General features: G+C 50.0%; 4 protein-coding genes. All 4 read left to right on the top strand.

Going from position 1 to position 17842, the window contains the following annotated elements; genetic code table 11:
* Window positions 1-575 precede the first annotated feature (575 nt).
* Genes Q4Q50_RS05730 through Q4Q50_RS05745 form a run of 4 tightly spaced genes read left to right on the top strand, consistent with a single transcriptional unit; the run spans window position 576 to window position 17765 of the window.
* Entirely contained in the window at window positions 576-1445 is an 870-nt protein-coding gene (locus Q4Q50_RS05730; RefSeq protein ID WP_311898783.1) for a transcriptional regulator, read from the top strand.
* Window positions 1442-9553, top strand: coding sequence for a polyketide synthase (locus Q4Q50_RS05735; RefSeq protein WP_311898785.1), 8112 nt, complete (start codon window positions 1442-1444; stop codon window positions 9551-9553). The genes Q4Q50_RS05730 and Q4Q50_RS05735 overlap by 4 nt, the downstream gene beginning before the upstream one ends.
* Window positions 9550-11787: a PfaB family protein gene (locus Q4Q50_RS05740; RefSeq protein WP_311898786.1), complete on the top strand. Its 2238-nt coding sequence runs from the start codon at window positions 9550-9552 to the stop codon at window positions 11785-11787. Before Q4Q50_RS05735 ends, Q4Q50_RS05740 begins: the two co-directional genes overlap by 4 nt.
* On the top strand, window positions 11784-17765 hold the full coding sequence (locus Q4Q50_RS05745) for a hotdog fold thioesterase (protein WP_311898788.1): 5982 nt from the start codon (window positions 11784-11786) through the stop codon (window positions 17763-17765). Before Q4Q50_RS05740 ends, Q4Q50_RS05745 begins: the two co-directional genes overlap by 4 nt.
* The last annotated feature ends 77 nt before the right edge of the window (window positions 17766-17842 follow it).

Here is a 17842-nt window from a genome sequence, read left to right on the forward strand (position 1 = left end):
CTACTATCTGACTCATTAGCCATCTTATATAGTCGGAGCAGTGCTATATCACGCCTTAGAGCCAATGCCAGCAAAAAATCAGTAGCAAAATAAGTGGCGAAATCTACAACGCAATATTTAGTGCAACTCCTAGCCCATCTTTAGCTCGTTTTCAACGCTATCAGCCACACAAACGGTCGCTCAAGTTAGCCGTTTCAGCCGCACAGTTTCACTCATCACAGAGGAGGCTTAAGTCAATATTGGGCTATTTTACCCCGCTAACTCAAAAAAGCGGCCTTTATCGCCGCTAAAAATTTAACTCTTCCACTATCAAAGTATTAAAAAGCCCATGCGGCCAGCGAAAACCCAACATAACGCACAGAAAATACCTTTACTCAACAAAAGCCAATAAATTCCAGTCCCAGATGATTGTATCGACCCGAAACCTCAGGTAATCTGCATCCTCATTAAGTGACACAGATGATAAGCACAGGTTTTACTATGGGTGTCGCGACATGAGTCCTCAATGTCAGTCGTGACTCAGCTACTATCGCTTATCAGTCCCAATAGATTATGTCGGATGATAATTATTATTAATGGCAGCTCACGACTCTCAATCTAAAGCGCCGTCTTACGCCCCTAAGAGCACGACTCAAGCGGCGAAAAAAGACAGCACACCTCGGCATCGCAACGCCACCACTACGCCTGAAATGCGACTCTTTATCCAGCAGTCTGATTTGAGTGTGAGTCAGCTTGCCAAAATTTTGAATATCACCGAGGCAACGGTACGTAAATGGCGTAAGCGTGAGTCCATCAGCAACAGTTCGAACACGCCCCACCATCTCAACACGACGCTCACGCCGATGGAAGAATACGTGGTGGTGGGATTACGTTACCAACTCAGACTCACCTTAGATAGATTGCTCCACGTCACCCAAACCTACATTAATCCCAATGTGTCGCGCTCCGGCCTTGCCCGTTGCTTAAAGCGCTACGGCATATCGCGGCTCGATGAGTTTGAAGCACCACAAGTACCCGAACGCTATTTTAATCAATTACCTGTGACTCAAGGCAGCGATATCCAAACCTATACGGTCAACCCCGAAACCTTGGCCAAAGCCCTCGCATTGCCGAGTACCGACGGCAATACTGTGGTGCAAGTGGTATCACTCACCATACCGCCGCAGCTTACAGAGCAAGCTCCAAGCTCAGTGCTATTAGGCATAGATACGGCAAGTGATTGGATTTACCTCGATATTTATCAAGACAGCAATACTCAAGCGACCAATAGATATATCGCCTATGTCCTCCGACATGGGCCGTTTCATTTACGAAAGTTGCTCGTTCGCAACTATCACACCTTCTTAGCCCGTTTTCCCGGTGCCCATGGCACGCCAAAGACAAACGCGGCTGAACCCCAAAACAAGGTCACCGTATCCAGGTCGACCCGTGGAGACTCTTTATGAGCCATACCCCTTCTGTACCTAATTCTGCGACTGAGTCAAAAAAAGATAAACGACTCAACAAACGTTTGAAAGATATGCCCGTTGCCATCGTCGGCATGGCCAGTATCTTCGCCAACTCGCGTTATTTAAATAAATTTTGGGATTTGATCAGCGAAAAAATCGATGCCATTACTGACATCCCAGACACCCATTGGCGCGCCGAAGATTACTACGATGCAGACAAAAGCAAAGCCGATAAAAGCTACTGTAAACGCGGTGGTTTTTTGCCTGAAGTCGACTTCAACCCAATGGAATTTGGTCTGCCGCCCAATATTCTTGAGCTAACAGATACCTCGCAACTGCTGTCGCTGATTGTCGCCAAAGAAGTGCTCGCCGATGCCAATCTGCCCACCGATTATGATCGCGATCGTATCGGCATCACGCTAGGCGTGGGCGGTGGTCAAAAAATCAGTCAGAGCTTGAACTCGCGCCTGCAATATCCAGTATTGAAAAAAGTATTCAAAAGCAGCGGCCTGAGCGATGAAGACAGCGAAATGCTGATCAAAAAGTTCCAAGACCAATATATCCACTGGGAAGAAAACTCTTTCCCAGGGTCCTTAGGCAACGTGATTGCAGGCCGTATCGCCAACCGTTTTGATTTTGGCGGCATGAACTGTGTGGTCGATGCTGCCTGCGCGGGCTCACTTGCCGCTATGCGTATGGCGTTGACTGAACTGACCGAAGGTCGCAGCGACATGATGATCACCGGCGGCGTCTGTACCGACAACTCGCCGTCCATGTACATGAGCTTCTCAAAAACGCCAGCCTTCACCACTAACGAAACCATTCAACCCTTTGATATCGATTCAAAAGGCATGATGATCGGCGAAGGTATCGGCATGGTAGCGCTTAAGCGCCTTGAAGATGCCGAGCGCGATGGCGACCGAATTTATGCCGTCATCAAAGGTGTTGGCGCCTCATCGGACGGTAAGTTTAAGAGTATTTATGCGCCGCGCCCTGAGGGCCAAGCTAAAGCATTGGAGCGCGCTTACGACGACGCGGGTTTTGCACCGCACAGCATTGGCTTAGTTGAAGCACACGGCACTGGCACAGCCGCTGGTGATGTGGCCGAATTTAATGGTTTAAAATCGGTATTTGCCCAAGGCAACGACACCAATCAGCATATCGCGTTAGGTTCAGTGAAATCCCAAGTGGGCCACACTAAATCAACTGCGGGTACAGCCGGGGTGATCAAAGCCGCGCTAGCACTGCATCACAAGGTATTGCCTGCGACCATTAACGTCAGTCAGCCCAATCCAAAACTGAATATCGAAAGCTCGCCATTCTATTTAAATACCGAAACTCGCCCATGGTTCCAACGCGCCGATGCAACGCCGCGCCGTGCTGGCGTCAGCTCCTTTGGTTTTGGCGGCACCAACTTCCATCTTGTATTAGAAGAATACAAACCTGAGCATAGCCGTGACGAGCAATATCGTCAGCGCAGTGTGCCGCAGACACTATTGTTTGCCGCCGCCAATAAAGCCGCGCTGCTTAGCGAGTTAAAAGCTGCGCTGAGCCAAAGTGTGAACACGAACGCGAATAACAGCAGCGCTGCGAGTCTGAACGCTATCGCTCAGCAATATCCACTACGCACACTGGCAAGCACAGATGCCCGTTTAGGTTTTGTGGCTAAGGATATCGCACAGCTGCAAGCTCAGTTAAATCAATCGATTGCGCATTTAGAAAGCGGGCTCCTAGAAAGCAATGCAAGCGAGGCGTGGCAATTACCTTCTGGTATCAGCTACCGCTCTCATGCCTTAGTGGCTCAGAATGAATCAAAGAAAGTAGCCGCCCTGTTTGCTGGTCAAGGTTCACAGTACCTGAACATGGGTCGCGAACTCGCCTGCCATTTCCCAGAAATGCGCCAACAAGTGATGGCCAGCGATAAAGTATTTGCTCACCACGGCCAAACACCGTTATCCAACATCCTTTACCCTATTCCGGCATTCGATGCCGATGCGGTGAAAGCCCAAGAAGCGGCGCTGACCAATACCCTGTTCGCCCAAAGCGCCATTGGCGCAATTTCAATGGCGCAATATTCGCTATTAACTCAAGCGGGTTTTGCCCCCGATATGGTGGCAGGTCACAGCTTTGGTGAACTGTCAGCCCTTTGCGCGGCAGGCGTGATTTCCAATGAAGATTACGTCGAACTGGCCTTCGCCCGCGGACATGCCATGGCGCAAGTGCCGAGCGATACCGCGAGTAAAGCCGCAGACACTGGGACTCAAACTGACTTAGGGACAATGTTCGCCATCATTCTTAAGCAAAAGAATGATATCGATGCGCTCAATAGCTGTTTAGCCCAGTTTGATGGCGTTAAAATTGCCAACTACAACGCGCCGACGCAATTAGTCATCGCAGGTGGCACAGATCAAACTCAGCTGGCCGCTAATGCCATTAGCGAACTGGGCTTTAAAGCGATTGCCCTGCCTGTCTCTGGCGCGTTCCATACCCCATTGGTTGGACACGCACAAAAGCCATTTGCCAAAGCCATTGATAAAGTTAAATTCAGCGCACCTTCTGTCGCACTTTATGCCAACGGAACGGGTCAATTACACCCAACCGATGGCAAAGCGATTAAAGCAGAATTCAAACAACACATGCTGCAATCGGTTCGCTTTAGCGAACAACTGCAGGCCATGTATGACGCTGGCGCCCGTGTGTTTGTTGAGTTTGGCCCTAAGAACATATTGCAAAAGTTAGTTGAAAATACCTTAGGCGAACACTTAAATGAGCTTTGCCTTGTCAGCATGAACCCGAATCCTAAGGGCGACAGTGACAGTCAATTACGCTTAGCTGCTGTGCAACTCGCGGTAGCCGGTGTGGCATTAACTGAGGTTGATCCCTATCAAGCCGTCACGTCACAAGAGATTGCCGAACGTGAAGCGCCATCAGCAATGAACATCAAACTCACCGCCACTAACCATATTAGTGCTGCGACCAAAGCTAAGATGGCCAAATCCCTCGCCACAGGCAGCGTGACTAGCCAAGTGCAATATGTGGATCGCATCGTTGAAACGGTTGTCGAAAAAGAAGTCGAAAAAATTGTTGAGAAAGAAGTCATCGTCGAAAAAGTTGTTGAGAAAATAATAGAAGTGGAAGCGAATCAAGTGGCAGCTGTTGAAATGAAACAAACATCCCCAAGCGTTGCGCAAGGCTTAAGCAATCAGCAGCAAGCGACGGCGCAGTTAAACCCAAGCACACCTAACGTCAGCGGCGATGCGTTAACGGCATTTTTCAGCGCACAATCTCAAGCGGCGCAGTTACATCAACAGTTTTTAGCTATCCCGCAGCAATATGGCGATACTTTCACGACACTGATGACAGAACAAGCCAAGATGGCAAGCCAAGGCATTACAATCCCAGAAAGCCTGCAACGCTCGATGGAAATGTTCCACCAGCATCAAGCGCAAACCCTGCAAAGCCACGCCGAATTTATGCAACTGCAAAGCAGTAGCAGCCAAGCGGCCTTGGCGATGCTAAACAATGCGCCGATTAACTTTACCCCAGCGGTTGCAAGTCAGCCACGAGCAACTGCGCCGGCTCCTGCACCTGTTGCTGCATCGACAGTTGCGACGAGACCAGTAATTAACACACCCGTTGCACCTGTTGTGCAAACCGCTCCCGTTGCTCATGCGCCTGCTGCGACAGTACAAGTTGCGCCAGCAGCTCCTGCATTAGTCATGCCTGCTGTAGTGATGCCAGAAGTGACATCTGCGACACCAGCAACAAGCGGTTTAAGCGCCGCGTTAGTGCAACAGACCATGATGACAGTGGTGGCCGACAAGACAGGCTACCCCACTGAAATGCTGGAACTTGGCATGGATATGGAAGCCGATTTAGGTATCGATTCGATTAAGCGCGTTGAAATTTTAGGCACAGTGCAAGACGAACTGCCGGGTTTACCAGAGCTCAGCCCAGAAGATCTGGCCGAGTGTCGTACCTTAGGTGAAATCGTTGACTACATGAACAGCAAACTGCCTGCGGCTGGCCAAGTTGTAGTTTCTACAACAGCGCCAACAGCTCCTGCCGCCAACGGTTTAAGCGCTGCGTTAGTGCAACAAACCATGATGGCTGTGGTGGCTGACAAGACAGGCTATCCCACTGAAATGCTGGAACTCAGCATGGATATGGAAGCCGATTTAGGTATCGATTCTATTAAGCGCGTTGAAATCTTAGGCACAGTACAAGACGAACTGCCGGGCTTACCTGAACTCAGCCCAGAAGATCTGGCCGAGTGTCGCACCTTAGGTGAAATCGTTGACTACATGAACAGCAAATTGCCAGTAGTTAGCGTGGAAGCAGTTGCACCACCGGCAAACGTTGAAGCAACGCCTGCACAAGTTCCAGCGAATAACGGTTTAAGCGCTGCCTTAGTGCAACAAACCATGATGGCTGTGGTGGCTGACAAGACTGGATATCCGACTGAAATGCTCGAACTCAGCATGGATATGGAAGCCGACCTAGGTATCGATTCAATTAAGCGCGTTGAAATCTTAGGCACAGTGCAAGACGAGCTGCCGGGTTTACCTGAGCTCAGCCCAGAAGATTTGGCCGAGTGCCGCACCTTGGGTGAAATCGTTGAACTCTTTTCGAAAGAAATAGGGAACAGCAAACTATCTGCGGTTGGCTCGGTTTCAGCTACAACAGCAGCGCAAGTCACTATTACCGCGACAGTAAATAACGGCTTAAGTGCTGCACTTGTTCAACAAACTATGATGGCAGTGGTGGCCGACAAGACAGGCTACCCCACTGAAATGCTGGAACTCAGCATGGATATGGAAGCCGATCTAGGTATCGATTCTATCAAGCGCGTTGAAATCTTAGGCACAGTGCAAGATGAGCTACCGGGCTTACCTGAGCTGAATCCTGAAGATCTGGCCGAGTGTCGCACCTTAGGCGAAATCGTTGACTACATGAACAGCAAATTGCCAGTAGTTAGCGCGGTAGCAGTTGCACCAGCGGCAAACGTTGAAGCAACGCCAGCACAAGTTCCAGCGAATAACGGTTTAAGCGCTGAAAAAGTCCAACAAACCATGATGTCAGTGGTGGCCGACAAGACAGGCTACCCCACTGAAATGCTGGAACTCAGCATGGATATGGAAGCCGATTTAGGTATCGATTCCATCAAGCGCGTTGAAATCTTAGGCACAGTACAAGACGAGCTACCAGGCTTACCTGAGCTGAATCCTGAAGATCTGGCCGAGTGTCGCACCTTAGGTGAAATCGTTAGCTATATGCAAAGTAAACTAGGCCAAAACGCGGTAAGCCAGAATGTAGCGCCAGTTAGCGCTGTCGCGGCTGAACCTGCTATCGATTTGCCCCCACATAGTGAGGTAGTGCTAAAAAAGTTGCCAGCGGCGGCTGAGCTAACGCAACTATCGCCACAGCAATCGTCAAAGCAATCGTCAAAGCAATCAGCGCAACAAGCTCAAACACGCGTTTTTGCTAAAGATGCCTGCATTATCATTATCGATGATGGTCACAATGCTGGCGTACTTGCCGAGAAATTGCATGCTCAAGGTCTAACGGTTACGGTTGTGCGCTCGCCAGAAAGCCTTGTAGCCAGTGCATCACCGCTCAATAGCCACATTGCCAGCTTCACATTGGCGGCGATTGACGATGCCAGTATCAGCGCAGTAATTAATGAGATCAAAAGCTTAGGTCAGGTTGCAGGCTTTATTCATCTGCAACCACAACATAAAACCTCAGCCGATGCGAAAGGTTTAGTGTTGTCCAGTGCCGCCAAAGCGTCGGTCGAGCAAGCGTTCTTGTTCGCCAAGCACTTACAACCGCTTTTAACAACAGCAGCAACGGCAAATACTAGCAGCAGCTTTATCAGCGTCAGTCGTATCGACGGTGGTTTTGGTTATCTTAACCACAGCCAAATTGCCCGCAGCGAGTTAAACCAAGCGGCATTGGCAGGTCTGACTAAAACCTTGAGCCACGAGTGGCCGAGCGTGCATTGCCGCGCCTTAGATATCGCGCCAGCACTTGATGCCAAACAACTGGCCAATGCAGTCATCGCTGAGTTATTTGCAACCGATAAGCTATTAGAAGTCGGTGTGAGTGAAGCCGGCGCAACTGAAGCGCTGGCACGCATGACCTTAGTTGCAGGCAAGGCAGATACCCGCCACGGCGCAGCTAACTTGACCAGTGCAGATAAAATTCTAGTCACTGGCGGCGCAAAAGGCGTGACCTTTGAATGTGCGCTAAGTTTAGCCAAACGCAGCAAGGCGCACTTTATCCTTGCAGGCAGAAGCAGCCAACAAGCCATTCCCGCTTGGGCGCAGGGTAAAAATAACAGTGAACTTAAAGCCGCTGCCATTGCCCACATTCAAAGCTTGGGCGAGAAACCCACCCCAAAACAAGTGGATGCCTTAGTATGGCCAGTTCAAAGCAGCCTAGAAATTGCAGCCGCACTAGAAGCCTTTTCCGCTGTAGGTGCCAGCGCTGAGTACTTAAGCCTCGATGTTAACAATCCTGACGCGATCGCCAGCACGATAGTGCCGATTACCGAGTTATCACCTATTACCGGCATCATCCATGGTGCGGGCGTACTCGCCGATAAACACATTCAAGACAAGACCTTAGATGAATTAGCACGGGTGTATGGCACTAAGGTCACAGGCATTAGCAATCTGCTTGCCGCACTGGATTTAGATAAATTAAAACTGATCGCCCTGTTCTCTTCGGCGGCGGGTTTTTACGGCAATACCGGCCAAAGCGATTACGCTATGTCCAACGACATACTCAACAAAGCCGCACTGCAACTGGCGCAGCAACTGCCAAATGCTAAAGTGATGAGCTTTGATTGGGGTCCGTGGGATGGCGGCATGGTGAATCCTGCGCTGAAAAAGATGTTTATGGATCGCGGTGTTTATGTTATCCCGTTAAAGGCAGGTGCTGAGTTATTTACGAGCAAATTACTGAGCAACACAGGCGCACAATTGCTGGTCGGTACTGATATGCAAGGCACAGTTCCAAGTGACGAGCAAGCAACTGAAGGTAGCAATCTAAAAAAGCCTGAAGCGGATCTGACCACTGACTCGTCGGATCCGCATGCTTTGCTTAACGCTTTAAATCCAAGCGCAGTAAATATAAGCGCTGTAAAACTGCAGCGCACACTGGACCCTAAGGCAATGATCTTTATTGAAGATCACTGCATTAACGGTAATCCCGTATTACCGACTGTGTGCGCGATTCAGTGGATGCGTGAGGCCGCCTTTGATGTGCTCAAGCAGCCTGTCAAAGTGCAAAGCTACAAGCTGTTGAAGGGCATTATTTTCGACACTGCTGTGTTACAAAATGGAGCGTTAGAAAGTGCAGCCCCCATCACGCTAGAACTTGAGCTTGCACCGATTGCGTTAACGGATAAAGCCGCGAAAGACACAGACGAGTACTTGAGTGGACAATTCAGTGCCTTAATCAGCTTTGAAGGTCGTCCGCAATATCAAGCCATCTTAGTGATTGATGATGCGCCTAGTGATAACTTAGCCACTAATAGCAAAGCAACTGCCTTTGACGCGCATAGCTTGGCAGGACTTTCTGCCATCACAACCGCAAGCAGCCTTTACAGCGACGGCACGCTTTTCCACGGCCCAAGACTGCAAGGTATTGAGTCTGTGGTGAAGTTTGACGATGCGAGCTTAGTCGCCAAGGTGAGTCTTCCCCATGTTGCGTTAGCGGACTGCGGGAGTTTTGTGCCCAATCGGGCCCCTAAAGGCTCACAAGCTTTTGCAGAAGATTTGTTGCTGCAGGCGATGCTGGTATGGGCAAGACTCAAATATGGCGCGGCGAGTTTGCCATCAAGCATTGGTGAGTTTATCTCCCATGCGCCGTTTGCCTTTGGCGATACAGGGTATCTAGTGCTCGAGGTGGTAAAACACTCTGGCCGTGCCCTTGAAGCCAATATTGCGCTGTATCATCAAGATGGCCGCTTGAGCTGCGAGATGAACAACGCCAAAGTCACGATTAGCAAAAATCTTAACGGTGCGTTTTTAGCGAATAAAGTTGCCAATAAAGTTGCTAATAAAAGCATTGAAAGCGTGGAGGCGAAAGTCGAGTGAACTTAGCCCCCCCTTTAGCAACGACCCATAACGGCCAAGCTGAAACGTCGATAGCTGACAAAAGCGCCAAGCCACTGCGTATTGCAGTGTTGCTTGGCGATGCCGTCAACCTTGACTCTCACTCAGCCCAAGTATTAGGGACGTTTACTGAACGTGAAAGAGTTCAGATTTGCGCTGCAAATGCCAACCAATCGTCAGTGCATGAGCAAAGCTCGCTCACTGCCTTGTTAGGCCAAGCAACAACAGCCATTGAGCAAGGCAAGCTGGTTGAACTTAAATTCAATGATGGCAATCTGTCCCAGCCTTTGGCTCAGTCTCTGTATTTGCTCGATGGTTTACGCGCCGCCAAACTGCGCCTTCACGCACACGCATTTATTGCTGGCTTTGCCGCTGGCAATGAGACAACAGATGTTGAAAATGCGGCGACTGTTGCTAATGCAGCGGCAGTTGCAAATGCAGCGTTAGCAGCGGCAAAGCGCAGCCCAGCTCAAACCGTTCAACATCAGACTGTCGCCAACACTCTCAACGAGGCATTTGTTGCGCTGCGCCAAGGTGTAACCGCACTCGCCGCGCGAACACAAGCGCCGCTTAAAGGCACTACTGGTATAAAACAGACAAACGACACCAATCATCAAACTGGCTATTGGTTTAGCGACCAACATCAAGCGCGGGTGTTGTGTCTAAATCTTGTAGCAAAGACGTCACATCAAGCGGATGAGTCTCGAAATCTAAACCAAAGCCTAGTGCTGACCCAAGGCACACAACTTGCCGCGCCCAAAGCCCTTGTTGATGAAAACCGGCTGTTTATTCCGATAAGTAGTGACAGTATTAATGAGCTAAAAGCAAAACTGTTTCAGTTGCTTAGTTCACTAGACATTGGCGCACCAGACACGTCATTTACATTACATCAACTCGCATTCTGGTTTGAACGCTACGATGCCAACGCCCCACTGGCATTAGTCTTAATGGCGGCATCAAGTGATGATCTCAAACTTGAAGCCAAAGCCATGCTTACGGCGCTTGAAAATGATGCAGTGCGTCATCATGGTCAATCCTTTAAGACCCCAGCAGGCAGCTGCTTTACCGCTAAGCCGCTAGGGGATGCAGGACTGACTTTCGTGTATCCCGGCGTTGGCACGGTTTACGCCAATATGTTCAATAACTTGCATGAATATTTCCCCGCGCTGTATCACCAGTTAGAACGTGAAGGCGATTTAAGCGCCATGCTGCAATCACCGCAGATTTATGCGGCAGATGTTAAAACCGCGGCTGGCATGAACCTAAGTCAGCAAGCGATTAGTGGCGTGGGGGCCAGTTATCTATTCACTAAACTGTTGACCCAAGTCTTTAATATTAAGCCTAAAATGGCGCTCGGTTACTCAATGGGCGAAGCAGCCATGTGGGCCAGCCTAGATGTGTGGCAAACACCGCACGCTATGATTAACGCCACTGAAAATAGCGATATTTTCAACCATGCGATTTCTGGTGAGCTAACTGCTGTGCGCCGAGCATGGCAGCTTGCGGATGATGAAGCCATAGTGTGGAACAGCTTTGTGGTGCGCGCTGATAGCCATGAAATCAAGGCATTATTGCCAGAGTTTCCTCGCGCCTACTTAGCCATCACCCAAGGTGATACTTGCGTCATTGCAGGCTGCGAAACAAGCTGTAAAGCCCTGCTTGCCAAGTTAGGTAAGCGCGGGATTGCCGCCAATCGCGTCACGGCAATGCATACCGCGCCAGCCATGTTAGTCCACGGGCAAGTACAAGATTTCTATACTCAAGCACTAAAACCTGAGGCACTGAAAGCGGCGGCGCAAGATTCGCCGATTCGCTTTATCAGCGCAGCGCAAACTGCGCCAGTAATCGTGGATAGCCACAGCATTGGCCGCGCGATTGCCGATACCTTTTGTTCGCCACTCGACTTTAGTGCGCTCATTCAAAATGCCACTGAGCAAGGCGCAAGGCTGTTTGTCGAAGTGGGCGCCGATAGGCAAACCAGCACACTCATAGATAAAATTAGCCTCGCCCACGCAAGCCAAAGCACTGCGAACGCGGCGACAGCCGCCATTGCTTGCAATGCCAAGGGTGCTGACGCGATCACCAACTTACTCAAGTGTTTAGCTCAGCTAATAAGCCACAGAGTACCGCTTTCGCTCACGCCGCTCATTCAGTCATTAAGTGCTAACAAAACCCCTTTATCATCAGAAGTATCACCAGAAGGAGAACCCCAGTGAGTTCTCAGCATTCCCCTACTATTGATAAAACTACCGTGCCTACCATTGCGTCAAACCGCGCATCAAAAAGTGCGTCAAAAATTGCGATTGTCGGTCTCGCGACTCAGTATCCTGACGCCGATAATCCACAAACCTTCTGGCAAAATCTGTTGGATAAAAAAGACTCACGCACCCAAATTAGCCGCGAAAAGCTCAATGCTAATCCCGCCGATTACCAAGGTGTGCAGGGTCAGTCTGACCGTTTTTACTGTGATAAAGGCGGCTACATCCAACACTTCCAGTTTGATGCCAAGGGTTATCAACTGCCTGAGTCTGCCTTTGACGGTTTAGATGAAAGCTTTTTATGGGCACTCGATTGCAGTCGCAAAGCCCTCCAAGACGCAGGGATTGCTCCAAGCGATGCCGTACTGGCGCGCACAGGTATCGTGATGGGAACCTTGTCGTTCCCCACCGCCCGCTCCAACGAATTATTTTTGCCTCTGTATCATCAAACCGTTGAAAAGGCGCTGCAAAACAAACTTAACCAAAGTGCTTTTCAACTGGCTGATTTTAACCAAGCTCACGCTGGAGAAGCGTTAAACGTCGAGCAAGTATTAAACGTCGCCAATGGCGCCGTTGCCCACACAGCCTCAAAGCTGGTCAGCGATGCACTCGGTTTAGGTGGTACTCAGTTAAGTCTGGACGCCGCCTGCGCTAGCTCGGTTTACGCACTTAAACTCGCCTGCGATTACCTGACCACAGGCAAGGCCGATATGATGCTTGCGGGCGCAGTATCGGGCGCTGATCCCTTCTTTATCAACATGGGATTCTCGATTTTTCACGCCTATCCAGATCATGGTATTTCGGCGCCCTTTGATAGTAACAGCAAGGGCTTATTCGCCGGAGAAGGCGCTGGGGTTTTAGTTTTAAAACGCTTAGAAGATGCCGAGCGCGATGGCGATAACATCTATGCCGTCGTCAGCGGCATTGGTTTGTCGAACGACGGTAAAGGCCAGTTTGTATTAAGCCCTAACAGCAAGGGCCAAGTGCAAGCCTTCGAGCGCGCCTATAGTACGGCAAACACTCAGCCCGCCAATATCGAAGTGATTGAATGCCATGCCACCGGCACGCCGCTTGGGGATAAAGTCGAGCTCGCCTCGATGGAGCGCTTCTTCGAGGACAAACTCGCGGGTTCAGCAGTGCCGCTGATCGGTTCGGCAAAATCTAATCTTGGCCATTTGCTCACCGCCGCAGGCATGCCGGGGATCATGAAGATGATTTTTGCCATGCGCTCGGGTCGACTGCCGCCAAGTATTAACTTATCAGCGCCGATATCCTCGCCTAAGGGTTTGTTTAGCGCTAAAAATCTACCAACAGAATTACATGCTTGGCCCGATAAAGCCGGCAATGACCACCGCCACGCGGGTGTTTCCGTGTTTGGTTTTGGCGGCTGTAACGCGCATTTGTTGCTGGAATCCTATGTTGCCAATACAAACAAAAAGAATGAACAACCCGCAGCTGCTGTAAGTTATCAGCACACGCCATTAAATATCATTGGCTTAGCATCGCACTTCGGGCCTTTATCCTCCATTAATGCACTGGATAGCACGATTCAAGCTCGGCAAGATGCCTTTATCCCGCTGCCCGCTAAACGCTGGAAAGGCTTAGACAAACACCCTGATATTCTGGCCAACTTTGGTTTAAGCGGAACTGGCCTCACAGCCGCACCACAGGGCGCGTATATCGACCAGTTCGATTTTGACTTCCTGCGTTTTAAAGTGCCGCCCAATGAAGATGACCGCCTGATCTCCCAGCAACTGCTGCTGATCAAAGTGGCTGATGAAGCGATTCGCGATGCGAACTTAAAGCCCGGCGGCAAGGTTGCTGTATTAGTGGCGATGGAAACAGAGCTTGAATTACACCAGTTCCGTGGCCGCGTAAATCTACACACCCAACTGGCAGACAGCCTTAAAAAACAAGGAATAACCCTCACACAAGCCGAGTATCTCGCCCTTGAAAAAATCGCCATGGACAGTGTGCTCGATGCCGCCAAACTGAACCAATACACCAGTTTTATTGGCAATATCATGGCGTCACGCATCGCATCCCTTTGGGACTTTAACGGCCCTGCCTTTACCATTTCGGCGGCGGAGCAATCGGTCGCCCGCTGTATCGATGTGGCCGAAAACCTGTTATCCCAAGAATCCTTAGATGCCGTAGTGATCGCCGCCGTCGATTTAAGTGGCAGCCTTGAGCAAGTGATCCTCAAAAACGCCGTATCGCCAGTGGCATTTAATGCCACTGACACTGGTTGGAAAGTCGGTGAAGGTGCAGGCGCACTGGTACTAACTGCTGAAAATTCAAATACTAATGCTCTACTTAATGATGCCAATAGCAACAGCTATGGTCACATCAGTGGCCAAGTGTTTGGCGCTATGTGTGACATGCAAGGTAACAGCAACACAGCGCGCATTTGCGATGACTTGTTAACCCAAGCCAAGGTGAATAGCAGCCAAATTAGTTTGATTGAAACCAGTATTGCAGTTGAGCAACTTGCCGATCCAAAGCTGGTACTCAATACCCTGCTGCCGAGTGTGAACCAGCGCAGCCAAGCCACTGATACCATTGGCCACAACTTTGCCGCTGCGGGAATGGCGAGTATTTTGAGCGCGCTGCTTCAGCTTAAAAATCATGGGCAATTAAAAAACCAAGCACAGCCACAAGCTAATCAAGTGCAGCACGCGCTCGTTGCTACTTTTAGCCAGGGTAAATGCTCGCAGTTACTGCTCAGCCAAAGTGCCACGCAAGCGCACAGTTTGCAGCAAAGGCTTGAACAAGACTTAACGCTTTCTGAGCAAAAACACTTGATAAAACAAGTGACGCTCGGTGGCCGCGATATCTATCAGCATATCCTGGACACGCCATTGGCGGACCTTGATGCAATACAGCAAAAAGCCCAAGCCATCACTGCATTGCCAAAGCGCAGCCAGCGCAAGCATTTGGCCCAAATAGCGAGCAAAGACACGAGTGGCTTTGCAACAAGCAGCCCAAGCACGGCTCAACAAAAAGAGACATTAAGCAGCATGCCAATGAATGCCCTAAGCACGCCCAATAACAACGCCGCTCAAGCAGAGCTAAAAGACGCTGCATTTATACGTAATCAGCAACTCGCCCGTGAAGCACATCTAGCCTTTTTACAAAGCCGTGAGCAAGGCCTGAAACTGGCCGATGCCTTGATGAAAGCCCAGCTTAAAGGTGAACTGACATCAATTGGCCAAGCGACGCCGGTGGAGCAGCAAGCCATAGTTCAGGCATCTACGACAGCGGTTCTTCCACATACTGCACTTTATCCAAACCAAGTGCTTTATCCAAACCATGCAAAAGTGCCTCTGTACACGCCGCCAACACCGATGAGCAAGCCTTGCATTTGGGATTATGCGGATTTAGTCGAGTACGCCGAAGGGGATATCGCTAAAGTATTTGGCCCAGATTACGCCATTATTGACAGCTACTCGCGCCGTGTGCGCCTACCAACCACGGACTATTTGCTGGTGTCTCGGGTAACGAAATTAAACGCCCAGATTAACCGATATGAGCCTTGCACTATGACCACGGAATACGACATTCCTGTGGACGCGCCGTATTTGGTCGATGGTCAAATTCCGTGGGCCGTGGCAGTTGAATCGGGTCAATGTGACTTGATGCTGATCAGCTACTTAGGTATCGACTTTGAAAACAAGGGCGAGCGCGTTTATCGCCTGCTCGATTGCACCCTGACCTTCCTTGGCGACTTACCGCGCGGTGGCGACACCCTGCGCTACGACATTTCCATCAACAACTTTGCCCGCAATGGCGATACCTTGTTGTTCTTCTTCTCTTACGAATGTTTTGTGGGCGATAAGCTGATCCTGAAAATGGATGGCGGCTGCGCCGGCTTCTTCACCGACAAGGAACTCGCCGACGGCAAGGGCGTTATTCGCACCGAAGCCGAAATCAAAGCCCGTAACCTTGCCCTCAATAATCCCAATAAACCGCGCTTTAATCCGCTGCTTAACTGCGCGCAACACCAATTTGATTACAGCCAAATCCATAAATTACTCGGCGCCGATATCGGTGGCTGTTTTGGCGGCGCCCATGCGGCGCATCAAGCCCAATATGGGTTGCAGCCCTCTTTATGTTTTGCCTCTGAAAAATTCCTGATGATTGAACAGGTTAGCAATCTTGAGGTGCATGGCGGCGCGTGGGGCTTAGGTTCAGTTCAAGGCCATAAACAGCTCGAGGCCGACCATTGGTATTTCCCGTGTCATTTCAAGGGCGACCAAGTGATGGCGGGGTCATTAATGGCTGAAGGTTGTGGACAATTACTGCAATTCTTTATGCTGCATATTGGTATGCACCTAGGTGTAAAAGACGGGCGTTTCCAACCGCTCGAAAACGCATCACAAAAAGTGCGCTGTCGCGGTCAAGTGTTGCCGCAATCTGGCCTGCTCACCTATCGCATGGAAATCACCGAAATAGGCATGAGCCCGCGCCCCTATGCTAAAGCGAATATCGATATTCTGCTCAATGGCAAAGTGGTGGTGGATTTCCAAAACCTTGGGGTGATGATCAAAGAAGAAGCCGAATGCACCCGCTACCTTGCGGATAATGATGCCAGCACAGCTGATAATACGACTAAAAATGCTGCCAAAAATGCTGCTTCGGCTGCAACGCTGGTTTCAACAACACCTGCATCGTTCGCCGCGCCGTTGATGGCGCAACTGCCAGATTTAACTGCGCCAACCAACAAAGGCGTAGTGCCGCTTAAGCATGTGCCTGCGCCAGTCGCGCCAGCGGATTCAAAGTACGCCAACCGCGTGCCCGACACCCTGCCGTTCACGCCGTACCACATGTTCGAATTTGCCACTGGCGACATCGAAAACTGCTTCGGCGCTGATTTCAGCATCTATCGCGGCCTTATTCCACCGCGCACGCCTTGCGGTGATTTGCAGTTAACCACCCGCGTCATTGCGATTGACGGCAAACGCGGCGAGCTGAAAAAGCCCTCTTCATGTATCGCTGAATACGAAGTGCCCGCAAACGCTTGGTATTACGATAAAAACAGCCATCACGCCGTGATGCCCTATTCTGTGCTGATGGAGATATCACTGCAGCCAAACGGCTTTATCTCAGGCTATATGGGCACCACCTTGGGCTTCCCCGGCCAAGAGCTGTTTTTCCGTAACTTAGACGGTAGCGGTAAGTTGCTGCGCCACGTGGATTTACGCGGCAAAACAATCGTAAACGACTCACGTTTGTTATCGACTGTGATTGCCGGCAGCAACATCATCCAGAATTTTAGCTTCGAGCTAAGTTGTGATGGCGAGCCTTTCTACCAAGGTAAAGCGGTATTTGGTTACTTCAAGGGCGATGCGCTGAAAAACCAACTCGGCATAGACAACGGCAAGATCACACAGCCTTGGCATGTGCAAAATGACATAGCCGCCGATAGCCAAATCAATCTGTTAGATAAACAGCATCGCAGCTTTAATGCGCCAGAAGGTCAGCCGCATTACCGTTTAGCGGGCGGTCAGCTTAACTTTATCGACAAGGCTGAAATCGTGAAAGCCGGCGGTAAAGCGGGCCTTGGCTATTTATACGCCGAGCGCACCATTGACCCGAGTGATTGGTTCTTCCAATTCCATTTCCATCAAGATCCGGTAATGCCAGGCTCATTAGGGGTTGAAGCGATTATCGAGCTGATGCAAACCTATGCGATTGACCAAGATCTTGGTGCGGGCTTTAAGAGTCCAAAATTCGGCCAGATTTTATCGGATATCAAATGGAAGTATCGTGGCCAAATTAACCCATTAAACAAGCAGATGTCGCTGGATGTACACATTACCAGCGTGACTGACGATAATGGCAAACGCATCATTATGGGCGATGCCAACTTGAGTAAAGATGGTCTGCGGATTTATGAAGTTAAAGATATCGCCATCTGTATTGAAGAAGCCTAGCGAGTTTACGCTTTTAGAAAGACGCTAATCTCGAATAACAAATAACGAATAACAAATAATTGCGCCACCTTGGCTAT

This window comes from Shewanella scandinavica (assembly GCF_031932065.1).
In the GTDB taxonomy this organism is placed as follows: domain Bacteria; phylum Pseudomonadota; class Gammaproteobacteria; order Enterobacterales; family Shewanellaceae; genus Shewanella; species Shewanella baltica.

Excerpts from the sequence above, each read along its gene's own strand:
- Q4Q50_RS05730 (WP_311898783.1), top strand. The coding sequence starts at position 576 with ATGGCAGCTCACGACTCTCAATCTAAAGCGCCGTCTTACGCCCCTAAG.
- Q4Q50_RS05735 (WP_311898785.1), top strand. The coding sequence starts at position 1,442 with ATGAGCCATACCCCTTCTGTACCTAATTCTGCGACTGAGTCAAAAAAA.